This is a genomic window from Saccharothrix obliqua (genome assembly GCF_019375475.1).
Taxonomy (GTDB): domain Bacteria; phylum Actinomycetota; class Actinomycetes; order Mycobacteriales; family Pseudonocardiaceae; genus Actinosynnema; species Actinosynnema obliqua.
The window spans coordinates 715,174-740,031 of the sequence record NZ_JAHXGQ010000001.1 but is presented as its reverse complement, the minus strand read 5'-3'; the positions used below and the strand labels follow the sequence as shown (position 1 = coordinate 740,031).

The 24,858-nt window shown below is 73.9% G+C and carries 21 protein-coding genes; 8 read left to right on the top strand and 13 right to left on the bottom strand.

All coding sequences use genetic code 11. From position 1 onward, the window contains the following. Positions 1–4: 4 nt before the first annotated feature. Positions 5–682 (bottom strand): MtrAB system response regulator MtrA, encoded by a 678-nt coding sequence (gene mtrA / locus KZQ38_RS03700; RefSeq protein WP_121009184.1) that lies wholly within the window; start codon positions 680–682, stop codon positions 5–7. Between the two features lie 186 nt (positions 683–868). Beyond that, a complete protein-coding gene (locus KZQ38_RS03695) occupies positions 869–1,519 on the bottom strand; it encodes a dTMP kinase (RefSeq protein ID WP_219438337.1) in 651 nt (216 codons plus the stop codon). A gap of 139 nt (positions 1,520–1,658) precedes the next feature. Between KZQ38_RS03695 and KZQ38_RS03690 the strand changes: the two genes are divergently transcribed. Beyond that, entirely contained in the window at positions 1,659–2,627 is a 969-nt protein-coding gene (locus KZQ38_RS03690; protein WP_219438335.1) for a hypothetical protein, read from the top strand. A gap of 58 nt (positions 2,628–2,685) precedes the next feature. On the opposite strand, the gene ahcY is transcribed toward KZQ38_RS03690, so the two are convergent. Then, complete coding sequence (gene ahcY, locus KZQ38_RS03685; protein ID WP_219438333.1) at positions 2,686–4,149, bottom strand: adenosylhomocysteinase; 1,464 nt, start codon at positions 4,147–4,149, stop codon at positions 2,686–2,688. 110 nt (positions 4,150–4,259) lie between these two features. Between ahcY and KZQ38_RS03680 the strand changes: the two genes are divergently transcribed. Further along, positions 4,260–6,668: a hypothetical protein gene (locus KZQ38_RS03680; protein WP_308258262.1), complete on the top strand. Its 2,409-nt coding sequence runs from the start codon at positions 4,260–4,262 to the stop codon at positions 6,666–6,668. A 420-nt stretch (positions 6,669–7,088) separates the two neighbouring features. Here KZQ38_RS03680 and KZQ38_RS03675 read toward each other — a convergent pair whose 3' ends face one another. Beyond that, a complete protein-coding gene (locus tag KZQ38_RS03675) occupies positions 7,089–8,348 on the bottom strand; it encodes a glutamate mutase L (protein WP_219438329.1) in 1,260 nt (419 codons plus the stop codon). Positions 8,349–8,475: 127 nt separating this feature from the next. Here KZQ38_RS03675 and KZQ38_RS03670 point away from each other — a divergent pair, with 127 nt between their 5' ends. Beyond that, entirely contained in the window at positions 8,476–9,999 is a 1,524-nt protein-coding gene (locus KZQ38_RS03670; protein ID WP_219438327.1) for an amino acid permease, read from the top strand. A 47-nt stretch (positions 10,000–10,046) separates the two neighbouring features. Here KZQ38_RS03670 and KZQ38_RS03665 read toward each other — a convergent pair whose 3' ends face one another. From KZQ38_RS03665 to KZQ38_RS03640, 6 genes are all read right to left on the bottom strand, one after another. Then, positions 10,047–10,967 carry a cation diffusion facilitator family transporter gene (locus KZQ38_RS03665; RefSeq protein ID WP_219438325.1) on the bottom strand — a complete coding sequence of 307 codons (921 nt, stop codon included), beginning with the start codon at positions 10,965–10,967 and terminating at the stop codon, positions 10,047–10,049. A 75-nt stretch (positions 10,968–11,042) separates the two neighbouring features. Next, the gene (gene manA / locus KZQ38_RS03660; RefSeq protein WP_219438323.1) at positions 11,043–12,242 is read right to left on the bottom strand and encodes a mannose-6-phosphate isomerase, class I; all 1,200 of its coding nucleotides are present in this window, start codon (positions 12,240–12,242) and stop codon (positions 11,043–11,045) included. A gap of 12 nt (positions 12,243–12,254) precedes the next feature. Continuing rightward, complete coding sequence (locus KZQ38_RS03655) at positions 12,255–13,331, bottom strand: SIS domain-containing protein (RefSeq protein WP_219438321.1); 1,077 nt, start codon at positions 13,329–13,331, stop codon at positions 12,255–12,257. Between the two features lie 6 nt (positions 13,332–13,337). Continuing rightward, positions 13,338–13,535, bottom strand: coding sequence for a Trm112 family protein (locus KZQ38_RS03650; RefSeq protein WP_219438320.1), 198 nt, complete (start codon positions 13,533–13,535; stop codon positions 13,338–13,340). Next, on the bottom strand, positions 13,532–14,884 hold the full coding sequence (locus KZQ38_RS03645; protein ID WP_219438318.1) for a phosphomannomutase/phosphoglucomutase: 1,353 nt from the start codon (positions 14,882–14,884) through the stop codon (positions 13,532–13,534). Before KZQ38_RS03645 ends, KZQ38_RS03650 begins: the two co-directional genes overlap by 4 nt. A 78-nt stretch (positions 14,885–14,962) precedes the next feature. Further along, positions 14,963–15,322 (bottom strand): DUF3499 domain-containing protein, encoded by a 360-nt coding sequence (locus KZQ38_RS03640; protein ID WP_219438316.1) that lies wholly within the window; start codon positions 15,320–15,322, stop codon positions 14,963–14,965. Between the two features lie 126 nt (positions 15,323–15,448). Between KZQ38_RS03640 and KZQ38_RS03635 the strand changes: the two genes are divergently transcribed. Beyond that, positions 15,449–15,895 (top strand): metallopeptidase family protein, encoded by a 447-nt coding sequence (locus KZQ38_RS03635; protein WP_219439345.1) that lies wholly within the window; start codon positions 15,449–15,451, stop codon positions 15,893–15,895. A gap of 883 nt (positions 15,896–16,778) precedes the next feature. On the opposite strand, the gene KZQ38_RS03630 is transcribed toward KZQ38_RS03635, so the two are convergent. Both KZQ38_RS03630 and KZQ38_RS03625 read right to left on the bottom strand, forming a co-directional pair. Further along, positions 16,779–20,072, bottom strand: coding sequence for a glycosyltransferase family 2 protein (locus tag KZQ38_RS03630; protein WP_219438314.1), 3,294 nt, complete (start codon positions 20,070–20,072; stop codon positions 16,779–16,781). Positions 20,073–20,142: 70 nt separating this feature from the next. Beyond that, the gene (locus KZQ38_RS03625; protein ID WP_257900587.1) at positions 20,143–20,451 is read right to left on the bottom strand and encodes a WhiB family transcriptional regulator; all 309 of its coding nucleotides are present in this window, start codon (positions 20,449–20,451) and stop codon (positions 20,143–20,145) included. A 269-nt stretch (positions 20,452–20,720) separates the two neighbouring features. Between KZQ38_RS03625 and KZQ38_RS03620 the strand changes: the two genes are divergently transcribed. From KZQ38_RS03620 to KZQ38_RS03605, 4 genes are read left to right on the top strand one after another with little or no spacing between them, the layout of a single operon-like run. Next, positions 20,721–21,473: a site-2 protease family protein gene (locus tag KZQ38_RS03620; protein ID WP_219438312.1), complete on the top strand. Its 753-nt coding sequence runs from the start codon at positions 20,721–20,723 to the stop codon at positions 21,471–21,473. A 49-nt stretch (positions 21,474–21,522) separates the two neighbouring features. Then, complete coding sequence (cofD, locus tag KZQ38_RS03615) at positions 21,523–22,488, top strand: 2-phospho-L-lactate transferase (protein WP_219438310.1); 966 nt, start codon at positions 21,523–21,525, stop codon at positions 22,486–22,488. Between the two features lie 4 nt (positions 22,489–22,492). Then, positions 22,493–23,827 (top strand): coenzyme F420-0:L-glutamate ligase, encoded by a 1,335-nt coding sequence (locus KZQ38_RS03610; protein ID WP_219439341.1) that lies wholly within the window; start codon positions 22,493–22,495, stop codon positions 23,825–23,827. Then, positions 23,824–24,441, top strand: coding sequence for an NUDIX hydrolase (locus tag KZQ38_RS03605; protein WP_308258221.1), 618 nt, complete (start codon positions 23,824–23,826; stop codon positions 24,439–24,441). The genes KZQ38_RS03610 and KZQ38_RS03605 overlap by 4 nt, the downstream gene beginning before the upstream one ends. Here KZQ38_RS03605 and KZQ38_RS03600 read toward each other — a convergent pair. After that, positions 24,410–24,781, bottom strand: coding sequence for a hypothetical protein (locus KZQ38_RS03600; RefSeq protein ID WP_219438307.1), 372 nt, complete (start codon positions 24,779–24,781; stop codon positions 24,410–24,412). The genes KZQ38_RS03605 and KZQ38_RS03600 overlap by 32 nt on opposite strands. Positions 24,782–24,858 lie beyond the last annotated feature (77 nt).

Sequence of the window (24,858 nt, the reverse complement as noted above, 5' to 3'; positions counted from 1 at the left end):
CCGATCACGGAGGGCCCGCCTTGTAGCCGACACCGCGGACGGTCAGCACCACCTCGGGGTGCTCGGGGTCGCGCTCCACCTTGGACCGCAGCCGCTGCACGTGGACGTTCACCAGCCGCGTGTCGGCCGCGTGCCGGTAACCCCACACCTGCTCCAGCAGCACCTCGCGGGTGAACACCTGGCGCGGCTTGCGGGCCAGCGCCACCAGCAGGTCGAACTCCAGCGGCGTGAGCTGGATCGGCCTGCCCTCGCGCAGCACCTCGTGACCGGGCACGTCGATCGTCAGGTCGCCGATCTGGAGCACCTCGGCGGGCTCGGCCTCGGTGCGCCGCAGGCGGGCGCGGATGCGCGCCACCAGCTCCTTCGGCTTGAACGGCTTGACCACGTAGTCGTCCGCGCCGGACTCCAGGCCGAGCACCACGTCGACGGTGTCGCTCTTGGCGGTGAGCATGACGATCGGGACGCCCGACTCGGAGCGGATCGCCTTGCACACGTCGATGCCGTTCATGCCGGGCAGCATGAGGTCGAGCAGCACCAGGTCCGGTTTCAACTCGCGGAGCGCGGGCAGCGCGCGGGCGCCATCGGCCACCACCGCGGTATCGAAACCCTCGCCCCGCAGCACGATGGTCAGCATCTCCGCCAGAGCGGGGTCGTCGTCCACCACGAGCACGCGTGCCTTCATACCCAACATCGTCCCACTTGCGGTCGGACTCCCCCGCACCGCCCAGCGGTCATCGCCGCTGGTCGCCGCGCGCGTCCGCTCCGTCGCCGGTCTCGGTCGCCGTTCCACGTGCCCACCTCGCCTCGTCGCAGGGGGTTCGTCAGCGACTCATCGGTGAGGCCGTCACGTTTCGTTACGGACGTGAGACTATCGGGTGAAGTACCGGTCGAGGAGCGTTTCGACGCGTGAACTCGCCGCGCCGTCGGTGCCGCTCAGGACCTCCCAGGGCGACAGCCAGTTCGCGGCGGCCAGTTCCTCGTACACGGCGGCGCACCGGGCCTGCAGGTCGTCGTCGGACTCGTACACGTCCCGCGCGCGGTTCTCGGCCGCCTCGCGGTGGGCCGCCCGGTCCGCCGCCACGGACACCGGCACGCGCAGCAGCAGCTGGAGGTCCGGGATCGGCAACCCGAAGCGATCGACCTCCAGGCCCCGCAACCACGCGACGAACTCGCCGTCGGCGTGCTCACGCAGCCGTGCCGCGCCGTAGGCGGCGTTGGAGGCGATGTACCGGTCGAGCAGCACGACGTCGTAGTGCTCCAGGTCGGCCCGGATGTCGTCGGCCGCGCCACGCCGGTCGAGCGCGTAGAGGACGGACATGCCGTGCACCGAGTCCGTCAGGTCGCCGAGGCGGCCGTGCAGCGCGTCCCGGACGAGTTCCGCGTGGATGTCGTCGTCGTACCGGGGGAACGCGCCGGTGGCGACTTTCCGGCCGCGTGCCGAGAGCGCGTCGGTGAGCGCCTTGGCGAGGGTGCGCTTGCCCGCGCCGTCCAAACCCTCGATCACCACGAGTTTTCCCACGCCACCACCCTAAGGGTCGGCGCGCCACCTCGATTGGAGGCATCACGTCGCCCGGTTGGGCGACTGGAGATCTTTCTCTCACCAGATCGAGTGACTACGGTGAACCCAATTCGGGACCGTGCGAAGGGGTGGTGCCGCGGTGACCGCGGAATCCGGGCCGGTCGACCAGCCGCTGGGTCACCCCTCGGTGCTGCCCGACGAGCTGGCCGAAACCCTGCGCTACGGACCGTTCCACCGGGCGCTGCGTGACGCCATCGCCCACCGCGGGCTGTCCCTGGCCCGGCTGCGCGCGCACCTGGAGCAGGAGGGCGTGCAGGTCGGGCAGTCCACCCTCAGCTACTGGCAGCGCGGGCTGCGCCACCCCGAGGTGCCCCGCGCACTCGCCACCGTGCGCGCGTTGGAGACGGTGCTGCGGCTGCCCGCCGACTCGCTCGTGGCGCTGGTCGGCCACCGGCCCGCGGCCCGCCTGCCCCGGCCCGCGTTCACCGAGCTGGCCGACGCGTGGGTGCGCACCGCGCCGCTGCTGGCCGAGTTCGAGGCCGTGCCGGCGAGCGCGCGTGCCAACGCCGACCTCGAAGTGCTGTCCGTGCACGACACGGTGCTGATCGGCGGGCAGCGGGAGCAGCGGTCCATCACCACCCGGCTGGTCGTGCGCGCGTTGCGCGCCGGGCCGGACCGGTACCTGGCCGTGCACCAGGGCGACGCGGGGTGCGTCATCGAGAACGCGTTGGTGCGACCGGCCGAGGGCTGCCGGCAGGGTCGGCTGCGCCGGCAGAGCGCGACCCGCGGCCTGGCCTTCGAGCTGCTCTTCGACCGCCGCCTCGCCGAGGGCGAGGAGCACGTCTTCAGCTTCACCGTCGTGGACGACACCGGCGGGCCGACACCCGGCCACCACCGGACGTTCCGCGAACCGTGCCGCGGCTACCTGCTGCAACTGGCCTTCCACCGCCGCGCGCTGCCCGCGCGGTGCACCAAGCAGTTCCGCGTCGACCCCGCCTCCACGCCGGTCGACGTGGAGGAGCTGGTGTGCGGGCTGGGCGGGGTGGTCAGCGCGTACTTCACCGACGTGGGGCCGGGGATGGCGGGCATCGGCGTGGAGTGGAGCTGAGCCCCGGCACGGCGACGGGCCGGGGCGTCGCCACCCCGGCCCGTCGGTCCAACGACGATCAGTAGCGGTAGTGGTCGGGCTTGTACGGGCCCTCCACGTCCACGTCGATGTACTCGGCCTGGTCCTTGGACAGCTTGGTGAGCTTGCCGCCCAACGCCTCCAGGTGGATGCGGGCGACCTTCTCGTCCAGCTTCTTCGGCAGGCGGTACACCTCCTTGTCGTACTCCTGGTGCTTGGTGAACAGCTCGATCTGCGCGATCACCTGGTTGGAGAACGAGTTCGACATCACGAAGCTCGGGTGGCCGGTGGCGTTGCCCAGGTTCAGCAGGCGACCCTCCGACAGCACGAGGATCGACTTGCCGTCCGGGAACACCCACTCGTCGACCTGCGGCTTGATGTTGATCCGCCGGATGCCGGGGTAGCGCGCCAGGCCGGCCATGTCGATCTCGTTGTCGAAGTGGCCGATGTTGCCGACGATCGCCTGGTGCTTCATGGCCGCCATGTGCTCGATGCGCACGACGTCCTTGTTGCCGGTGGTCGTGATGACGATGTCGGCCTTGTCCAGCACGTCCTCCAGCACCTGGACGTCGTAGCCGTCCATGGCCGCCTGGAGGGCGCAGATGGGGTCGATCTCGGTCACGATGATCCGCGCGCCCTGGCCGCGCAGCGACTCCGCCGCGCCCTTGCCGACGTCGCCGTAGCCGCAGATGACCGCGACCTTGCCGCCCATCAGCACGTCGGTGCCGCGGTTGATGCCGTCGATCAGCGAGTGGCGGATGCCGTAGCGGTTGTCGAACTTCGACTTGGTCACGGCGTCGTTGACGTTGATCGCCGGGAACAGCAGGTCACCGGCGGCAGCGAGCTGGTACAGCCGCATGACGCCGGTGGTGGTCTCCTCGGTGACGCCGCGGATGCCCTCGGCGATCTTGGTCCACTTGCCGGGGTCCGCCGCCAGCGACTTGCGCAGCGTCTCCAGGACGACCTGCCACTCCTCCGGGTCGTCGTCCTCGGCCGCGGGCACGACGCCCGCCTTCTCGTACTGCGCGCCCTTGTGCACGAGCAGCGTCGCGTCGCCGCCGTCGTCCAGGATCATGTTGGGGCCGCCGCCGTCCGGCCACGTGAGCATGGACTCGGCGGTCCACCAGTATTCCTCCAGCGTCTCGCCCTTCCAGGCGAACACCGGAACACCCTTCGGCTCCTCTTCGGTGCCGTGCGGGCCGACGACGACCGCCGCCGCGGCGTGGTCCTGGGTCGAGAAGATGTTGCACGAGGCCCAGCGGACCTCGGCGCCGAGCGCGACCAGCGTCTCGATGAGCACGGCGGTCTGCACGGTCATGTGCAGCGAGCCGGAGATCCGCGCCCCCTTCAGCGGGTACACCTCGGAGAACTCGCGCCGAAGCGCCATCAGGCCCGGCATCTCGTGCTCGGCCAGGCGGATCTCCTTGCGGCCGAACTCAGCCAGGGAGAGGTCGGCGACGGCGAAATCGACGCCGTTGCGGGTCTGGAGCCTCTCGGCGGTCATCGCGGGTTCCTCCAAATTCGGGGTTGTCTCGACCCTACCGCCCGCCACGCCGGGGCCCGGGGTCGGCTGCGACTGCGGCTTCGATGCCCCACTATGGCCTGGCCGACGTGATGTTCGCTGGAGGTTTCGTGCTGATTCCCGGCCCCGACACACGGGTGGTCGAACTGCGGGTGCACGGTGTCCAGGGCACAACGCCCCAGTCATTGGTGGACGCCGTGGCCGCGGTGGACGTGGCCGGCGACGGCCTGGGCCGCATCGTGCGCCCCGCCGACCGACTGCGCAGACCCGCACCGGGACCGGTGCTCCAAGCGGGCGGTCGCCCGGTGCCGCGCGTCGTCGAGGGCTACGTGTGGGGCCGCATGACCTCCGGTGGGTGGGCGAAGGCGACGTGGGCGCTGCTGTTCCCGTTCTCCCTGGCGAACGTGGCGCACTGGATGCTGCCGCCGGTGCCGACCGGGTCGGTGGTGGCGCACCTGCTGGGCATCTGCCTGCGGTCGCTGCTGCGGCTCGCGGCGCTGCTGCTGACCGTGCTGCTGGTGGCCCAGCTGGCGGTGATCACCCTGGACCTGGTGGCGGCGCAGTGCCTCGCGCCCGGCTCCACGTGCCTGTGGGGACCGACGTGGCTCGGGGAGGCGCCGTGGGCCCGGTCGGTGCTCGGCATGACGCCCATCGCGTTGCTGCTGCTGGTGTTGCACCGCGTGTCGGCGGTCGACTGGCGGATCGAGCGCAGGCACGTGCCCGCGTCGGCGGTCGGCGCTTCGGGGTTGCCCGGCGCGCACGTGGCGACCGACCCGGACGTGCCGGCGTTGCGCGTGCTGCACCTCGTGGCGGGGTTGGGCACGGCCGTCGTGGTCGCGCTGGGCGGCCCGCCCGGTCCGCTGGTCGCGCCCGGCGGGCACGGCGGCGCGTTGACCGCGGCGTGGGCGCTCGGCGTGGTGCTGGTGGGTTTCTCGGCGCTGGCGGCGATGCTGCTCGACGACCCGACCGGCGGCGCGCCGCACCGGGGCGGGCGGTGGCTGCGGGCCGCGCTGGCGCGTCGGCCGCGGCGGGTGCTGCTGGTGGTGGCGTGGACGTTGTTCTTCACGTCGGTGGGGTTGTTGACCCGGTTGCCGGCGCAGCTCACCGGCGCGGACCTCGCGGTGCAGCTCGTCGCGGCGGCGGTGGCGCTGGTGTGCCTGCTGCTCGGGCTGCTGCTGGTGCCGGCCGCGTTGCTGGCCCGCCGGACGTGGCGTGAGCTGCCCCGGGAGCTGAGGCCGTGGGCGGGCGGGTGGATGGCCGCGCCCGTGGTGGCGGTCGCGGCGTTGCTGGGTGGCGGTTTCGGCGCCGGGGTGGCGTTGACGGTGCGGCGCGCGCTCGGCCACGGCGTCCTGCCGCGCGGCTACGACTACATCGCGTTGCTGTGGGGCGTGGCGGGCGTGCTGGCGTTCGTGGCGTTCCTGTTCGTGGCGGCCACGACCGGGGCGATGCGGTGGAGTTCGCTGCGGCGCGGCAAGGAGTGGGCGCGGGAGGCGGCGCTGCTGCACGCCGGCCGCGGGCGCGACCTGCACCGCGCGGCTCGCGCGTGGTGGTGGGCCCGGTGGGAGCGGCGGCACAGCCACCACGTGGTGCTGATCGTGGCGTGCGTGCTGGTGGGCGGTTCGGTGCCGGCGGCGTTGCTGCGGTTGCGCGAGGTCGACCCGCCGGCGTGGTCGCGTCCGCTCACCGGCCTCGGCGTCGCCGTGCTGGCGGTGCTGGCGCTGGCGCTGCTGCGTGCCGTGTGGCTGGCGGCGCGGAGGCCGGAAACGGCGCGGCAGCTCGGTGTGCTCGCCGACCTGGCCGCGTTCTGGCCGCGCGAGGCGCATCCCGTCGTGCCGCCGTGCTACGCGTTGAAGGTCGTGCCGGAACTCGTGTCGCGGGTGCGGGAGCACCTGGCGGACCCCGGCACGCGGGTCGTGCTCGCCGGGCACTCGCAGGGCAGCCTGCTGGCGGCCGTGGCGGCGGCGCGGTTGCTGGAGGAGCTGCCCGCCGACCAGGCGTCCCGGCTCGGGCTGGTGACCGCGGGGTCGCAGTTGCAGTGGGCGTACCCGAGGGCGTTCCCGGCGGTCGTGCCGCACGACTCGCTGGCCCGACTGGCGGGTGGGCTGGCCGGTCGGTGGCGTGCGCTGTGCCGGGGCACCGACCCGCTCGGCGGTGCGGTGACGACGTGGGACCGGCAGGTGTTCGACGGGATGCTGCTCGGTGTCGGCTTCCTGCCCGACGGGACGACCGGCGCCCTGCCACCCGCGCTGCGCGGGCCGACGGGGGCGCTGGTGCTCGGTGGCGACCACTGGCTGCCCGACCCGCAGCGGGGTCCGTTCCCGGGGCGGCGGTGGGCGGCGGGCGTGAACCGGCACGCGGACTACACGTCCGACCCGGAGTGGGACCGGGCGGTGGCCGTGGCGGCGGGGTTGGAGGACGTGACGGCGCCGCCGGCGGCGGGGCTGGTGCTGCCGGTGGCACGCCAGGCTCCGGTGGCCGCGCCGAAGCCCGAGGCGCGTTAGGGGCCGTCCGCGAAGCCCGGAACACTCCCGTCGGCGCGGCGGCATGTCACAACCACGCATTCGCCACACGCGCCCCGGACCACCTCGCCGGAAGGTGCGACGCCGACCCGGGAAGCGTCCTCGCACCTCCGGATCACCCCGCTGCCGCGGGGAAGACGAGTAGATGTTGCCCCCGAAGGTGACGGGGATCGGGCCACCCCCGCTGGCGCGGGGAAGACAGCGAGCAGATTTCGGCGTTGATGTGCGTCGTCGGACCACCCCCGCCGGCGCGGGAAGACGACCGGCGGCGCAACGCCGGGGTCATCGCCTCTGGATCACTCCGTCATCCGGTCACCAAGAGTCTTCCCCGCGTCGGCGGGGCCGGTCCAGGGCGTTCGACTGTTAATCGAAGGGTTACTGGCGCAGGCGGGGTCCCCGTACCTAGACCGCCAGGCGCGTCAGGAGGCGGTCGGCCGCAACCGGGTGGGTGGGGGCCAGCAGGCCCGTCGGGGCGAGCACGTAGTCCCGGTCCACCACCACCGCGGCCGACTTGAGCACCGGCCGCAGGACCGGGTCGGCGCGCAACGCCCGCTCCACCGCCCCCACGTCCGGCGCGTGCCGGAACACGCCACCGGACAGCACGAGCAGCCCCGCGCCGCGCGGGCCGAGCCTGCCGTCCACCAACCTCAGGTGGCGGCGCGCCGCCAGGACCGCAGCCAGCCCGGCCAGCCGCAGATCCGTGCCCGGGTCGTCGGCCAGCCACGTCACGTCCACCGCACGCCGCTCCGCCTCCCGTTGCAGCACAACGGCTTCCGCCCGATCCACCAACCGCTCCGCCACGGCCTCCGCCACGACGCCCGCCGCGGACCAGCGCACGCCGAGGTCGCCCTCCACCGTCCGCCGGTCGGGCGGCAGCGCCACCGTCCTCTCCGGACCTTCGTCCACAGTGGACACACTGGAGTAGACATCCGTTGTCGCGCCGCCCACGTCGACCACCAGGACGGCGCCCTCCCGGTCACGCGCCGCCAAGCGGGACACCCCGCCCAGCACGGCGTCCGGGGTCACCGCGCGCACCAACCGCCGGAACGCCGGCCCGCGCGACAGACCCTTGCCGCCGATCACGTGCCGCAGGAACACCTCGCGGATCGCGTCCCGCGCCGGGCCGGGGACCAGCGAGCCCACGTCCGGCAGCACGTTGTCCGTCGCCACGACCGTCCGCCGGGCCAGCAGCTCCAGCGCCTCGGCCCGCGCCTCGGCGTTGCCCGCCAGCACGACCGGACACGCCACCCGCGCCAGCTTCCGCGCGTTGTGCAGCAGCACGGCCGAATCACCACCGTCCGTGCCACCGACCAGCAGCACCAGGTCCGGCCGGGCCGCGCGCAACGCACGCACCCCCGCGCCGTCCAACGGCCCCGCCGACACGTGCACGACCCGCGCCCCCGCCGACAACGCCACCCGGTACCCGGCCTCGGCGCTGACCAGCCGCTCGTGCCCCACCACGGCCAACCGCAGGCCACCGCCCGCCGACGAGCACGCCAGCACCTCGTCCGCCGCACCCAGCTCGGCCCGCACCGCGGCGACGCCCGCCAACACCTCGGGCGGCGACGTGGGGTGCTGCGCGACGCCCAGCAGCTCACCCGTCGCGGACACCAGCGCGCCCTTGGTCCACGTCGAGCCAACGTCGAGGCAGAGCACGGCCATGCCCGGCAACCTAGCCGACCCTCCTCCGTGTCCGGAAGATCACGTCGGGTGCTCGCCGGCCGGTCCCCGCCGCGCCCGGCCTCTAGGCTGATCGGGCCACAACGCCTCAACGAGGAGGAGAAGCACCGTGCCGGGGAACGGGCTTTGGCGCACCAAGTCGATCGAGCAGTCGATCGCCGACACAGACCATCCGGACACCAAGCTGCGCAGGAACCTCACCGCCTGGGACCTCACGGTCTTCGGCGTCGCCGTGGTCATCGGGGCGGGCATCTTCACGCTCACCGCGTCCACGGCGGGCAACCTCGCCGGCCCCTCGGTGTCGCTCGCGTTCGTGCTCGCCGCCGTCGCGTGCGCGCTGGCGGCGCTCTGCTACGCCGAGTTCGCGTCCACCGTGCCCGTGGCGGGCAGCGCGTACACGTTCTCCTACGCCACGTTCGGCGAGTTCATGGCGTGGATCATCGGCTGGGACCTGGTCCTGGAGTTCGCGGTGGGCGCGGCGGCCGTGGCCAAGGGCTGGTCGCTGTACCTGGAGACCGTGCTGGGCCAACTGGGCCTGGACCTGAAGACCACCGCCGTGCTCGGCTCGCTGGAGGTCGACTGGGGATCGCTGCTGCTGGTGTTCGCGCTGACCGCGCTGCTGGTGGTGGGCACCAAGCTGTCGTCGCGGGTGAGCGCCGTGATCACGGCCGTGAAGGTCGCCGTGGTGCTGCTGGTGATCGTGCTGGGCATCGCGTACATCAACACCGACAACTACCGCCCCTACATCCCGCCGGCGGAGACCGGCGACAGCGTCGGGACCGGGCTGGAGCAATCGCTGTTCTCCCTGATCACCGGGTACGCGGGCAGCACGTACGGCGTGCTCGGCCTGCTCGCGGCGGCGTCGCTGGTGTTCTTCGCGTTCATCGGCTTCGACGTCGTGGCCACCACCGCCGAGGAGACCCGCAACCCGCAGAAGGCCGTGCCGCGCGGCATCCTCGGCTCGCTGGTCATCGTGACCGTGCTGTACGTCGCGGTGTCGCTGGTGATCACCGGGATGCTGCCGTACGACCGGCTCAAGACGCAGCCGGACGGCAGTCGCGCCACGCTCGCCACGGCGTTCGCGGAGAACGGCGTGGACTGGGCCGCCACCGTGATCTCGGTCGGCGCGCTGGCCGGTCTGACCACCGTGGTGATGGTGCTGATGCTCGGCCAGTCGCGGGTGTTGTTCGCGATGTCCCGCGACGGCCTGCTGCCCCGCGGCCTGGCCCGCACCGGCCGGTTCGGCACGCCCCACCGGATCACAGCGGGCATCGGCGTGCTGGTCGCCGTGGCGGCGGGTTTCTTCCCGGCGGGCAAGCTGGAGGAGATGGTCAACGTCGGCACGCTGTTCGCGTTCGTGCTGGTGTCGGCGGGCGTGCTGGTGCTGCGCAAGACCCGGCCGGACCTGCCGCGCGGCTTCCGCGTCCCGCTGGTGCCGCTGGTGCCCGTGCTGGCGATCATCGCGTGCGCCTGGCTGATGCTGAACCTGACCGCCCTGACGTGGGTGCGGTTCCTGGCGTGGATGGCGCTCGGCGTGGTCGTGTACTTCGCCTACAGCCGCCGGAACTCGTTGCTGGGCCGCAAGCACCACGCCGACGCGACGCCCGTCGTCCGACCGGACGAGGTGCCCTGACCGGCACGCGCGGGGGAACCGGGTCCGGTTCCCCCCGCGCGTCGGGCTCAGGCGCCGGTGAGCGAGCGGTCCAGGTCGGGCTCCAGGTAGATCAGGCGGGCCGCCGGCACCCGGTTGCGCACGCGCAGCTCGGCGTCGTCGATGGCCTGCGCCACCTCTTCGGCGGGCAGGCCCGGGTCGAGCGCGATCTTCGCGGCCACCAGCAGCTCGTCCGGCCCGATGTACTGGGTGCGGATGTGGATGACGCGCTGCACCTTGCCCGCCGCCAGCTCGTCCACGATCGCGTCCAGCTCCGCCGGCGCGGCGCCCTCGCCGATCAGCAGCGACTTCATCTCCACGATGAGGATGATCGCGATGACGCCCAGCAGCGCGCCGATGCAGATGGTGCCGACCGCGTCCCACACCGGGTCGCCGGTGAGCGTGGACAGGCCGACGCCGAGCAGCGCCAGCACCAGGCCGAACAACGCGCCCGCGTCCTCCAGCAGCACGACCGGCAGCTCCGGCACCTTCGACTGGCGGATGAACTGCCACCACGTCGCGTCGCCCTTGATCAGCCGCGATTCGGCGATGGCGGTCTTGAAGCTGTACGACTCCAGGCCGATCGCGATCACCAGGATGATCACCGCGACCAGCGGCGACGACAGCGGTTCGTGCGCCTCCAGCTTGTGGATGCCCTCGTACAGGGCGAACACCGAACCGAGGCTGAACAGCAGCAGCGCGACGACGAAGGAGTAGAAGTACCGGTCCCGGCCGAAGCCGAACGGGTGGTTCAGGGTCGCCTTGCGCCGGGACGTCTTCTGCCCGAGCAGCAGCAGGCCCTGGTTGGACGTGTCGGCCACCGAGTGCACGGCCTCGGCGAGCATCGACGACGAACCGGTCACCAGGAAGCCGACGAACTTGGCCACCGCGATGCCCGCGTTGGCCACCAGCGCGGCGATGATCGCCTTGGTACCGCCACCTGCTGACACGACAAGCTCCCTCACCGAAGTCCGCTTTGCCGGGAGTGCGCCCCCGGTCCGGGGGGTGACCCTAGCGGGCGGACTTTAATCCCCGCCTGCCGTTGCGCGGAATACGCGCGTGGGAGTCGTGGCGGACACAACGACCGCCGGGTCGGCCGCGGGCAGCCACACCGACTGCCCGCGGTCCACCTCCAGCACCTCGCCGGCCGGGTTCGCCAGCCGCGCCCGGCCCTCGGTGACCAGCAGGATCTGCGGCCCGTCGTGGTCGACGCGCACCTCCACGCCCGGCGCCAACTCCAGCCGGGACAGCTCGAACTCGGGGCTCGGCGTGCGGTAGGTCCACAGCCCGTCGGCCGTCGGCTCACCGGTCTGCACCGGCATGTCGCCGCACGTGAAGTCCAGCACGCGCATCAGCTCCGGCACGTCCACGTGCTTCGGCGTGAGGCCGCAGCGCAGCACGTTGTCGGAGTTGGCGAGGATCTCCACGCCCGTGCCGTGCAGGTAGGCGTGCAGGTTGCCGGCGGGCAGGTGGATCGCCTCGCCCGGCTGGAGCACCAGGCGGTTGAGCAGCAGCGCGGCCAGCACGCCCGCGTCACCGGGGTACGCCTCGCCCAGCTCCAGGACGGTGCGGCACTCCAGGTCGAACTCGCCGTGCTCCTTCACGTGCAGCACGCACGCGTCCAGCACCTGCGGCAGCAACGCGTCCAGGGTGGGCTGCGGCAGCGTGATGAGGGTGGTGAACAGGGCGCGCAGCCCGTTCTCGTCCGGCTGCGCGGCCAGCAGCTCGGTGTACGGCGTGAAGTCCGGTGCCTCCAGCGACCGCAGCAACGCCACGGTCCGCTCCGGCGCGCGGAACCCGGCCAGCGCGTGGAACTCGGTCAACGCGCACACCAGCTCGGGCTTCGCCGACGGGTCCTTGTAGTTGCGCACCGGCGAGTCGACCGGCAGGCCCGCCCGCTCCTCGGCGGCGAAACCCAGCGCGGCCTGCTCGGCCGAGGGGTGCGCCTGGAGGCTCAGCGGCTCCTCCGCCGCCAGCACCTTCAGCAGGAACGGCAGCCGCCCGCCCCAGCGCCGGCCGCACCGGTCGCCCAACTGGCCCCGCGGGTCGTCGGCGAGCAGCTCCAGCAGCGAACGCGTGCCCACGCGCGACGGGTCGCCCGGGTGGGCGCCCATCCACAGCTCGGCCTCCGGGTGCGGCGCGGGCACCTCCCTCCCGAGCAGCTCGGCGATGGCCGTGCGCGATCCCCACGCGTACGACCGCACCGCGTTGTGCAGCAGTTCCACAGCGAAATCCCCTCACACGGCCGGCGCGTACAGCCCCGGGCCGCCCAGCGTTCCCGCGGCCAGGCCCAGGTACAGCGCGGCCATCTCGAACCGCAGCGCGAGCAACGCGGAGCACACCGCGTCGCCGCCGGTCACTTCCTCGGCCGGTTCGAGCACGTCGGCTCCCGGCAAGGTCTCCATCGCCGACCGCCGCGCCCGCTCGGCCGCGCGGTCCTGGCGCACGGCCAGCAGCAGCACGCGCACCAGCCCGTCCTGCTCGTCCTCCGGGTCGGCGAAGATGTCCGCCCCGGAGGAGCCCCGCACGGCGCGGCGGTGCAGCACCGACCTGGTCAGCGCCTGCGGGTAGGGCGCGACGTCGCTCACCAGCCCCGCGTAGCACGCCAGCACGTGCGCGCCGTGCGCGGCGACGGCGGTGGCCGGGTCGTCCAGGCCCCACAGCAGCGGTGTGCGGTCGGCCACCCGCAGCGCGAGCGACTTGGCCGGGTTGACGAACGACTCGTGCACCGGATGGTCGCGCTCGGCCTCCCGGTCCAGCTCGTCGGCGATCACCGACACGTTCACGTCGAGCAGGCGCAACGCGTGCAACGCCACCACCCACGCCGCGAACGCCCTGGGGAAGCCGAAACCACGCGGCACCGGCACGCGTGGCGGGATGAGCAGCGCGTGCTGCGCCGCGGACGCCGCCACCGGGCCGTCCGCCTCGGCGGTCAGCAGCACCCGCGCGCCGCGCCGGGCGGCCCGGTCCACGGCCTCGGCGAGCACCACGTCACCCGGGTCCTCGGTGTGCGCGAGCACCACGTCCAGCGGGCCGACCCAGCCGGGCACGTCGTCCACCACGACCACCGGCACCGGGCAGCGCGGCCCGAGCAGGGCGGTGACCAGCGCGGCCACCGCCGGCGCGACACCCGGCCGGGTCACCAGCACCAGCGCGCGCGGCCGTTCCTGGAACACCCGCCGGACGCCCAGCTCGTCCGCCACCTCGGCGGTGGCCCGCACCTGCGCGCCCGCGCGGGCCGCCGCGCGCAGCAGCCCGGCGACGTCGGCTTCGAGCAGGCGGGTCCGGTCGTCGAGGAGGCTGTCGTCGAGCACCGGACGTCACCCCGCCGTCGGCGGGACGGCCTCGTCCAGCAGGAGCACCGGGATGCCCTCGCGGACCGGGAACGACCGACCGCACGCGGTGCAGGTGAGGAAATCGGCCCGCGGGTCCTCGGGCGTGCCCGGCGTCAGCGGGGCGTGCGCGGGGCACGGGCAGGCCAGGATCTCCAGGAGCTTGGCGTCGACCACGGTGGTCATCCCCTCACGATCGCCAGGACCTCGTCGCGCAGCGCGGCGACCGAGGTCTCGTCGGCGGCTTCGACGTTCAGCCGCAGCAGCGGCTCGGTGTTGGAGGCCCGCAGGTTGAACCACGAGCCGTCCGGCAGGACGACGGTGAGGCCGTCCAGCTCGTCCAGCTCGACACCGTCCCGGCCGCCGTACTCGGCCTTGACGGCGGCCAGCCGCGCCGCCTGGTCGTCCACCGTCGAGTTGATCTCGCCGGACGCCGCGTACCGCGCGTAGTCGGCGGTCAGCGCCGACAGCGGGCCGTCCTGCTCGCCCAGCGCGGCCAGCACGTGCAGTGCCGCCAACATACCGGTGTCGGCGCGCCAGAAGTCGCGGAAGTAGTAGTGCGCGGAGTGCTCGCCGCCGAAGATGGCGCCGGTCCGCGCCATCTCCTCCTTGATGAAGGAGTGGCCCACGCGGGTGCGCACCGGGTTGCCGCCGTGCTCGCGCACGATCTCCGGCACGGCGTGCGAGGTGATCAGGTTGTGGATGATGGTGCCGCCGGGGTCCTTGGCCAGCTCGCGCACCGCGACCAGGGCGGTGATGGCGCTCGGCGAGACCGGCTCACCCCGCTCGTCCACCACGAAGCAGCGGTCGGCGTCGCCGTCGAACGCGACACCCGCGTCCGCGCCCTCCGCGCGCACCCGCGCCTGGAGGTCCACGATGTTCTTCGGGTCCAGCGGGTTCGCCTCGTGGTTGGGGAAGCTGCCGTCCAGCTCGAAGTACATCGGCACGACGTCGATCGGCAGGCCGTCGAACACGCTGGGCACGGTGTGGCCGCCCATGCCGTTGCCGGCGTCGACCACGACCCGCAGCGGGCGGGAACCGGACAGGTCGACCAGCTCCCGCAGGTAGGCCGCGTACTCGCCGAGCATGTCGCGCTCGGTCACGGTGCCCGGGGTCACGCCCTCGGCGTCCGGCACGCCCTGCTCGACGTCGGCGCGGATCTGCGCGAGGCCGCTGTCCTGGCCGACCGGCGCCGCGCCCGCGCGGCACAGCTTGATGCCGTTGTACTTCGCCGGGTTGTGCGAGGCGGTGAACATCGCGCCCGGCAGGTCCAGCTTGCCGGAGGCGAAGTAGAGCATGTCCGTGCTGGCCAGACCGATGCTGACGACGTCGACGCCCTGCCGCGTCACGCCCTCCGCGAACGCCGCGGCGAGCGCGGGCGAGGACTCGCGCATGTCGTGGCCGATGACCACGGCCGACCCGCCGACGAGCCGCGCGAAGGCGGCGCCGAACTCGCGGACGACCTCCGCGTCAAGCTGCTCGCCGACGACACCGCGGATGTCGTAAGCCTTGACGATGCCGGACAGATCGCGCACAGCCACACTCCTGGATCGGCTCTTGACGTGGGCGTCGAAAGCCTACCGGCGTGGCCGCCCGAGCCGTGCCCGGCACAATCAGTCTTCGTTAGGATCGGGCAGAACCCGCAGGTGACCACGCCTGATCGTGCCGGCGGGCACCTCCGGGGGCTCGACCGGCCGGTCGGCCCGGCCCGCCTCGCGCACCGCCTCGGCGAGCGCGGTCAGGTCGTCCACGGTCGGTTCGGGGGTGCGGAACTCGCCCTGGTGGCGGACGACCTCCCAGCCGCGTGGCGCGGTCAGGCGCAGCGCGTGCTCCTCGCAGAGGTCGTAGCTGTGCGGCTCGGAGTAGGTGGCGAGGGGGCCGACGACGGCCGTCGAGTCCGCGTAGGCGTACGTGAGCGTGGCGACTGCCGGGTTAGCGCACCCGGTTCGCGAGCACCGTCTCACGCTCCGCACGGCGGGGACGATATCGCGTCCGGGCTGAGGTGTGTTGGATTACCTCCGGCGCGGCGGTCGACTTCGGCAAGTCCGCAGGTCGCCGACAGCCCGCGGGGCCCGCCAACTACCCTCTACCCCGTGGTGATGGCCAGAGGTTCCCGACGTCAGGGCAGCCCTCGCCGCCGCAACCGCGACCGCCACGGCCGCGGCCTGCGCGGTCCCCTGTACCCGGCCGGCCTGCCGGCCGCGCGGAGCAGGGCGGAGCGGTTCGACGCGCTGGTGCTGGAGGCGTTGGAGCCGATCGAGGCCCGGTGGCGCACGGAGTTGACGCAGCTCGACGTGGCGGTGGACGACGTGCCGGACGTGAAGGCGGCGACGGACGACGGTGACGTGGTCGAGGACGGCAACGTCCCACTCGCCCGCCTGCTGCCCGCCGGTGCCGACCGGAGGGCGCGCATAGTCCTGTACCGCCGGCCGTTGGAGGCGCGGGCCAAGGACGGGGCCGACCTGGCCGACCTGGTGCACGACGTGCTGGTGGAGCAGGTGGCCAACTACCTCGGCCTCGACCCGGACGTAATTGACGGGGAGTAGCCGCATTTCACTCATGCGGGTGGTTTTGCACTCGATTTTCAGGTGGGTGAATCGCGACATAGTCCCGGCTCGGACCGGGTTGTCTGCGCAGAGCGGCAAGCAGGTCGACGCGGGCTCGTTCGACGGCCGACGACGGGCGGTCGGGCGAGCCGGCAACGCCGGTCGCTCGACCGGCCGGTACGGCGAGCGGCCCGCCAGTCCCAGTCCGCAGCCGACCGACACCGCGGGGCACGCGCCTCGGCTGGCGAGACGCCTAGCCAACCCCAAACGGCCCGCGCCTAACTATCAGGCAGGCTCCCTGAAAGTTAATCCAGCCACGCACAGCCCCATCGGCAGCCAAGCCGGCCGGCGGCCCGCGGCCAGCCCGCCCACAGGCGGGCGGCGACCGGCGGAACGGGAAGCGGCGGAACGGGAAGCGGCGGGATGGCAGCGGCGGGACGGCAAGCGACTCGGCTGGCGAGCCGCCTAGCCAGCGACAGCCCGCCTCCGAACAGATCCACGCCTAATCATCAGGCAGGCTCCCTGAAAGTTAATCCGGCGAACGCGCGGCCCGGTCGGCAGCCGAGTCGGTCGGCGCGCCCACTGGTCCGCGGTGGATTCGCGGGCGAGCGGCGGCGAGGGGCGAGTAGCCGGACCGAAGGGCGAGCGGCCTGACCGAGCGGCGGACCGGTGGCGGGCGCGCGGGCAGTCAGGCGCGCGGCGGGCGCGCGGGCAGGCGGGGGCGGGCAGGCAGGCTGCGGCGGCGGGGGGCTGGCAGGCAGCGTGGGGCGGGCGAGTGGGCAAGCGAGTGCGCGAACAGGCGGGCGGGCGAGTGGCCCGGGTGGGGGTGGCTCGGGTGGGTGGCCCGGGTGGGGGTGGCCTGGGGGTTGGCGGGCGGTGGTGGTTAGGGGGCGCGGCTTCTTGTGGGGTCCGGTCGGCGGCGCGTGGGTAGGGCGGTCAGGGCGGTGAACAAGGCTGCCGCCGCCTGAACCAGCAGCAACAGCTCGCGCTGCGTGCCGGGCACCTCGACGCGCACCTCCGCCCCCGCCTCGGGCACCGGCACGCCGACCAGGTGCCCCCACGCCCGGACCACCGGCGCGGGACGGCCGTCCACCAGCGCGGTCCAGCCGGGTTCCTCCTCCGCCGCCACCACCAGGAGACGACCGTCCGGACCGTCGGACACCCGGACGCCGACGTCGGGTGGGCCGGCCTCGACCGGGGCCATGCCCGGTGCGCCCAGCGCGTCGGGCGGGGTGCCGCCGGTCCGCGCCCGGCGGGCCAGCTCGGGTGACAGCAGCACCGCGTTGCCCGCCGCGAGCTGCACCCGGAACACCGGCCGCCCATCGGTCATCGGTGGCGCGGGGGTGGCCAAGTCGCCCACCGCCTCGTGCAACCGCCGGCCGGCCGCCTCGTCCGGCGCCACGACGAACGCCACGCCCGCCGCCGCGGCCTGGGCCAGCGCCGCCCCGGCCTCGGCGCCCGAGCCGGACAGCAGGTCACGCCCCCACCGCTCCAGCCTCGCCGCGGCACCCGCGACCGGCACCAGGTCGTCGTCGCCGAACGCGGGCAGCCGGCCCGCGACCTGCCGGACGGGCGTGCCGAGCACCAGCACCGACCGCCCGGTCCGGGGCAGCTCCTGCGCGACGGACGGCGGCAGCTCCGCCGCGCCCGCCGTCAACGGCCCGGAGCGCAGGCCGGCGAAACCCGCGCCCGCCATCCCGACCAGCCCCACCACACCCGCGACACCCGCCACCCGCGGCCACGGCACGGGCACCGCGTCACGCCGGCACGCGGCCAGCACCACCCACAGCAACCCCCACGACGCGACCACCAGCGGGCCGCCGGTCCACCCGGTCACGGCGGGACCGCCACCCACCGGGGTCATCCCGACGGTCCGCAGCACGATCACCGCGAACCCCGCCAACACCACCACGGCCAGCCCCGGCAGCATCGCCCGCGACGGCCGCGTCACCACCGCGACCAGCGCGAACACCACCACCAGCACACCCGTGAACGCCACCGGGCCAGGTCCGCCGGGCCGCAGCGCCAGCAAGTCCACCACGCCGACCGGCACGGACGCGGCGCGCGCCCCGACGCCGTGCAGCACCACGGCCGGGTGCTGCAACACCACCGCGGGCCACGGCAGCAGCAACGCCATCGGCAGCAGCACGACGATGAACAACCCCGCCACCCGCCGCCTGCCGTCACCGACCCGACCGGGCACCACGACGAACCCGACCAGCACGGCCACCGCCGCCAACGCGTGCACCAACGGGGAGAACGCGCCGAGCGCGGCCAGCGCCAACGCCGTCCCGGACGCCACCGGCAGCCACGTGGTGGCGCTCCCGCCACGCAGCACCGCGTACCCGCCGGCGAACACCAACGGCACGAGGACGTGCACCACGACCACGTCGAGCCGCCCCTGCCCGACGGCCGCGGTGGCGGCGGGCAGCACGCCGTACACCGCGGCCACCACCGCGCGCACCGGCCGCCGCACGGGCAGCGAACGGGTCGCGATGTACGCCGCCAGTCCGGCCAGCGGCGCGTCGCCGATGAACAACGCGGCCACCGCGGCGGGTGGTCCGCCGGGCAGCACGCCCAGCACGCCGAGCACGGCCAGCGCCGCCGACGCGGGCGCGGTCGTGCCGCCGGCGATCGGGTGCCACGCCGCCAGGTACGACGACCAGGTGTCCGCCAGGTCCCGCACGGGCAGGAGCCGGCCACCGGTCAGGTCCAGGCCGAGCCGGCCCGCGTTGGCGAGCACCCCGAACACGGCGAGCCCGAGCACCAGCAGCAGCGGCGGCCCGAGCAGCAGCGAGCGCAACACCCGCGCGCGGTCCACCTCGACGAAGAGCACCTCGGGCCGGGTGGGCGCGCCCCGCGGTCCGGGCGACGGCCGGGGCGACGGCGGAGCGACCTCGGTGACGGCGACGGTGGTCGCGGGCAGCCGCAACCCGCCGGTGACCCGGACCGGCCGCCTGCGGGACAACGCGCCCGCGGGCAACGCCGCCGGGCCGAGCACGCGACGCTCCACATCGGACGGTGCGGACCACGCGTCGGACCACGCGTCGCCCTCGGGTAAGCGGCCGAGCGCCGCGTCCGCCTGCACGCGCCGCCGCACGAGGTACGCCGCCGCACCACGCGCCGCGTTGCGCAGCCGGGTCAGCCTGCTGGTGAACAACCCGCGCACGACGCCCTTCGCGGGCCGCGCGGCGCGGGCCGCCAGCAGCCCGCCGCGCCCGCCCAGCAGGTAGCCGAGCGCGCCGAGTTCCGCGTGCGCGTCGCCGAACCTGCGCAGCAGCAGGAAACCCACCGCGCGCAGCACGCCGAGCACCGCGATCCGGGGCAGGCCGAGGGCGAACGACACCGTGCCGCAGTTCACCAGGAACGTGCGCAGCCCGTGCGCGCGGTCGACGCCGCGCAGCGCGGGGCCGGGCCGGGCGGCGGCGGCGTCCAACCGGCGCACGCCGCGCGACACCGCGCGCGCGTGCCGCACCCGCGCGACCGGCACCGACAACACCAGGTGGCCGGCGCGGTTGGCGCGCCAGCCGAAGTCCACGTCGTCGCGCAACAGCGGCAGCCGCCGGTCGTACCCGCCGAGCGCGTCCCACACCGAGCGCCGCACCAGCGAACCCGCCGACGGCACGGCCAGCACCTCGGTGCTCTGCTCGAACGCGGTGGACAGCCCGGCGGGCGCCGCGCCGGCCAACCCGGTCTGCCGGTGCCCGGACGCGTCGGTGGACACGCCCGCCTCCACGACCAGCCGCGGATCGGCCCAGTCCAGGGCCAGCGGGCCGAGCACCGCCGCGGACGGCGCCACCTCGGCGGCCGTGAGCAGCGACGACAGGCAGTCCGGCGCGGGGGCGCAGTCGTCGTGCAGCAGCCACAGCCAGGCGCCGGGGTCGCCCCAGCGCTCGACGGCGTGCGTGACGGCGGCGTGCACGGCCGCGCCGAAACCGGTGCCGCGGGGCAGCCTGAGCACGCCGTCGAGGACCCGGTCGGGACCTTCGGCGGCTTCCGCGAGGAGATCGGGCGTGCGGTCCAGCGACCCGGTGTCGACCGCGATCACGTGCCGCGGTTTCGGCCGCTGCCTGCGCAGCGCGGACAACGCCGTGCCCAGCCACTGATCACCGTCGTGGCACACCAGCACGGCCAGCACGGGCGCGCTGCGCAGCCGTGGCGTGGCGCCGTTGGTCAACTAGCCGCTCCTCGTTCGTCCGACTACGCCGTGGGACGCCCACGGTAAGCCGGCACGATCACGAAGCGGATCACACCGCGCGCTTTTTGAGCTTCCTCCGCTCGCGTTCGGACAGCCCGCCCCAAATGCCGAAGCGCTCGTCGTGCTGCAACGCGTACTCCAGGCATTCGGAGCGCACCTCGCAGCCGAGGCAGATCCGCTTGGCCTCCCTCGTGGAGCCGCCCTTCTCGGGGAAGAACGCCTCGGGGTCGGTCTGCGCGCACAGGGCGCGCTCCTGCCAGTCCTGCTCGTCGGTCGCGTCGAACAGATCGGACAACACCGCCGGCTCCCGTGCCGACGCGTCCCCGTCCACGTTGCGACCCCCGTCGAATTCCCGCATCCGTCCGCCTCCTCGCCTTCCGCTCTCCCCGGTTGGCGGACACCACTCGACGTCCCCACAACGCCGAATGACACCGATGTGATTACACCTGTGTCACAACACCCGGTCAAGCGGAGTCCACAGGACGGGGGATATTCGCGCGGTCGGCCGCAAAAACCTTGACTGGCAGCACACACGGTGATTTAGGCGGCACGCCGAGCTATAACGGCTGCGCGGATGGCCTAACACGCCCTTGTGTGGCACCGGATCGAGGAGGCCACACTGGAAGGGTGAAGCGATCAGCGGTGCGACCGAGTCCACTGTTCCTCAGCCTGCTCGCGGTGACGGTGGCAGGCGCCGTGCTGACCCTGTTCGACGAGTCCGACCCCGCGCTGATCGGGGGCACCGTCCTGTTCGTGCTCGGCGGGTGGGCGGTTTCACTGTGCCTGCACGAGTTCGGGCACGCGATCGTCGCCTACCGGGGCGGCGACCACGCGGTGGCGGCGAAGGGCTACCTCACGCTCGACATCCGCCGCTACACCGACCCGGTCATGTCCGTCGTGCTGCCGCTGGTGCTGCTGGCGTTCGGCGGCATCCCGCTGCCCGGCGGCGCGGTGTGGATCAACCACCACGCCCTGCGCGACAAGCGGGTCGAGTCGATGGTGTCGCTCGCCGGACCGCTGAGCAACCTCGTGCTCGGCGCGGTGCTGAGCCTGTCCGTGCTGTTGTTCACACCGCCCGCCGGCCTCGCCGCCGCGCTGTCCTACCTGGCGCTGTTGCAGGTCTTCGCGTTCGTGCTGAACATCCTGCCGATCCCCGGCCTCGACGGGTGGGGCGTGATCGAGCCGTACATGTCGTACCAGGCGCGGCAGTTCGGCGCGAAGGCCCGGCCGTGGGCGCCGTTGGTGCTCTTCGCGGTGCTGATCGGGTTCCCGAGCATCGCACGCGTGTTCTTCGACCTCTCCTACGCCGTGTTCGGGCTGGTCGGCGGCGAGGAGCTGTGGGCGCGGTTCGGGCAGGCCACGTTCATGTTCTGGCGGTGAACCGCCCTCACCGCCGCCCCTCCGGGCAGCGGTGGGAGGATGGCGACCCGTGAAGGTCGTCGTACTGGTGGGCGGGGTCGGCGGGGCGCGGTTCCTCGTCGGCCTCAAGGCGTTGTTGGGTGGGCCCGAGCACGAGATCACCGCGGTGGTGAACACCGGGGACGACGTGTGGATGCACGGGCTGCGGATCTGCCCCGACCTCGACACCTGCATGTACACCCTGGGGGGTGGCATCGACGTCGAGCGCGGCTGGGGCCGGGCGGGCGAGTCGTGGGCGGTGAAGGAGGAACTCGCCGCCTACGGGGCCGACCCGACGTGGTTCGGGCTCGGCGACCGGGACATCGCGACGCACCTGGTGCGCACGCGGATGCTCCGCGCGGGCTACCCGCTCTCGGCGGTGACCGAGGCGTTGTGCCACCGGTGGGAGCCGGGCGTGCGGCTGCTGCCGATGTCCGACGACCGGGTGGAGACGCACGTCGTGGTCGCCGACGGCGACGAGACCAGGGCGATCCACTTCCAGGAGTGGTGGGTGAAGCACCGGGCGGGCCTGCCGGCGCAGTCGTTCGCGTCGGTCGGCGCGGAGACCGCGACCGCCGGGCCGGGCGTGGTGGACGCGGTGCTCGCGGCGGACGCCGTGCTGGTCGCGCCGTCCAACCCGGTGGTGAGCGTCGGCACCATCCTGAACGTGCCGGGCGTGCGGGACGCGTTGCGCAAGACCGAGGCGGGCGTGGTGGGCCTGTCGCCCATCGTCGGCGGCAAGCCGCTGCGCGGCATGGCGGACGCGTGCCTGACCGCGATCGGCGTGGACACCTCCGCCGAGGCGGTCGGCCGGCTCTACGGTTCCCGCAAGACCACCGAGGACGGCGTCCTGGACGGCTGGCTGGTGCACACCGGCGACCGCTCCGACGTGCCGGGGGTCGCGGTGCGCGCGGTGCCGCTGCTGATGTCCGATGTGGACGCGACGGCCGCGATGGCGCGGGCCGCGCTGGAACTCGCCGGGGTGCGGGTTGGCTGAGGCGGTGCCCGACCACGCGGCGGCCGGCGGGCTGACCGTGCTGCCCGTGCCGGGGTTGCCGGAGTTCCGGCCCGGTGACGACCTGGCGGGCGCGCTGGCGTCGGCCGCGCCGTGGCTCGCGGACGGCGACGTGGTCGTGGTGACCAGCAAGGTGTTGTCCAAAGTGGAGGGTCGGCTGGTCGCCGTGCCCGCCGACCCGGAGCAGCGGGACGCCGTGCGCCGGTCCTACGTGGAGTCCGAGGCGGTGCGCGTGCTGGCCCGCCGCGGCCGGACGCTGATCACGGAGAACAAGCTCGGCGTCGTGCAGGCGGCGTCCGGTGTGGACGCGTCGAACGTGGCGGGCGACGAGATCGCCCTGCTGCCGGTGGACCCGGACGGCTCGGCGGCGGCGTTGCGGGCGAGCCTGCGCGTGGCGCTCGGCGTGGACGTGGCCGTGGTGGTCACCGACACCATGGGCCGGGCGTGGCGGGTCGGCCAGACCGATGCCGCGATCGGCGCGGCGGGTCTCGCCGTCGTGCACCGCTACGCGGGCGCGGTGGACGGCCAGGGCAACGAGCTGCACGTGACCGAGGTCGCGGTGGCCGACGAGATCGCCGCGGCGGCCGACCTGGTGAAGGGCAAGCTCGGCGGGGTGCCGGTGGCCGTGGTGCGCGGCCTGCCGGTGGCCGACGACGGCTCCACCGCCCGCGACCTGACCCGGCCCGTCGCGGACGACCTGTTCCACCTCGGGGTCGAGGAGGCGGTGGCGCGGGGTCGGGCGGAAGCCCTGCTGGTGCGCCGCTCGGTGCGCTCGTTCACCGACGAGCCGGTGGACCCGGCCGTGCTGCGGCGGGCCGTCGGCGCGGCGCTCACCGCGCCCGCGCCGCACCACACCCGGCCGGTGCGGTTCGCGCACCTGCGGGAACGCCGGACCGCGCTGCTCGACGCGATGCGCGAGCGCTGGGCGGCCGACCTGCGTGGTGACGGCTTCCGGCCGGAGCAGGTCGAGCGGCGGCTCGCGCGTGGCGACTTCCTGCGCGACGCGCCGGAGATCGTCCTGCCGTTCCTGGTGGCGGAGGGCGCGCACGACTACCCGGACCCGGCCCGGTCGGCGGCGGAGCACACCATGTTCACCATCGCGGGCGGCGCGGCGGTGCAGGGCCTGCTGGTGGCGTTGGCGGCGGAGGGCGTCGGCTCCTGCTGGGTGTCGTCCACCATCTTCTGCCCCGACGTGGTGCGCGAGGTGCTGGACCTGCCCCCGTCGTGGGAGCCGCTGGGCGCGGTCGCCGTCGGCCACCCGGCCGAACCGCTGACACCCCGCCCGCCGCGGGCGCTGGACGAGGGGTTCCTGGAACTGTGACGACCCGATCACCGCGGGGCGAACCGGACGGGATCGGGCCGGACCCGGTCGGCGCGCTGCACGCGGACGCGGTGGCGGTGCTCGACGCGTGGCGGCCGGCGGACCGGGGGCAGGAGGCGTTGCGGCAGTCCTACCTCGGTTTCCTGGCCGCGCGCGACGACGCCTGCCTGCGGTCGTGCGCGGCCGGCCACCTCACGGCGTCGGCACTCGTCCTGGACGCCACCGGTGAGCACACGCTGCTCACCCTGCACCCGCGGGTCGGCCGCTGGCTCCAGCTCGGCGGCCACTGCGAGCCGTCGGACGTGACGCTCGCCGGTGCGGCGTTGCGGGAGGCCGCGGAGGAGTCGGGCATCCGGGGGCTGCGCATCGAGCCGACGCCGATCCACCTGGACGTGCACCCCATCACGTGCTCGCTGGGCGTCCCGACGCGGCACTTCGACGTCCGCTTCCTGGTCCGCGCCCCGCTGGGTGCGCGGCCGGTGCGCAGCGCCGAGTCGCTCGACCTCCAGTGGTGGCCGTTGGACGCCATGCCGTCCAACGTGGACGACCTGCACCCGATGGTCGAGGCGGCGCTCGACCGGATCAGCGGTGGTCGCCGCCCAGGCGCTGGGTGAGGCCCCGGGGTCGCTGCTCCTGCCCGCCGGACAACCGCTGGGACAACGACGGCCGGGACGTCTCCACCTGCTGCACGGTCGGCACCGGTCCGGGTGCGACCCGCAGCTCCGGTTCCGGCGCGGGCGGTGTGGGCGCGCCGCCCGCCGCGACGTGCGCCGACAGGACCATGGTGGAGTCCGGGTCCGCCTGGCGGGGATCGGCCGCGTCGACCATCGACCGCGGGATCTGCTGGGTGGCCGACGAGTCCATCGGCGACGTCATGTTGTCCGGCGTCACGACGTGGATGCCACGTGCACGAGCACGGGCGAGCGCCGCGTCGGCCCGAGCGCGGGGGTCCATCCGGATCTCTCCTGCGTGTCCCTTGGGCCGGCGGGTGCGCCGGCGGTGCCGATCGGCGACCCGGACCTGCGCCCGGG

Coding starts and splice junctions, on each gene's coding strand:
- mtrA (WP_121009184.1), bottom strand. CDS start 682: ATGAAGGCACGCGTGCTCGTGGTGGACGACGACCCCGCTCTGGCGGAG.
- ahcY (WP_219438333.1), bottom strand. CDS start 4,149: ATGACCGCCGAGAGGCTCCAGACCCGCAACGGCGTCGATTTCGCCGTC.
- KZQ38_RS03680 (WP_308258262.1), top strand. CDS start 4,260: ATGTTCGCTGGAGGTTTCGTGCTGATTCCCGGCCCCGACACACGGGTG.
- KZQ38_RS03675 (WP_219438329.1), bottom strand. CDS start 8,348: ATGGCCGTGCTCTGCCTCGACGTTGGCTCGACGTGGACCAAGGGCGCG.
- KZQ38_RS03650 (WP_219438320.1), bottom strand. CDS start 13,535: ATGACCACCGTGGTCGACGCCAAGCTCCTGGAGATCCTGGCCTGCCCG.
- KZQ38_RS03635 (WP_219439345.1), top strand. CDS start 15,449: ATGGCCAGAGGTTCCCGACGTCAGGGCAGCCCTCGCCGCCGCAACCGC.
- KZQ38_RS03625 (WP_257900587.1), bottom strand. CDS start 20,451: ATGCGGGAATTCGACGGGGGTCGCAACGTGGACGGGGACGCGTCGGCA.
- KZQ38_RS03600 (WP_219438307.1), bottom strand. CDS start 24,781: ATGGACCCCCGCGCTCGGGCCGACGCGGCGCTCGCCCGTGCTCGTGCA.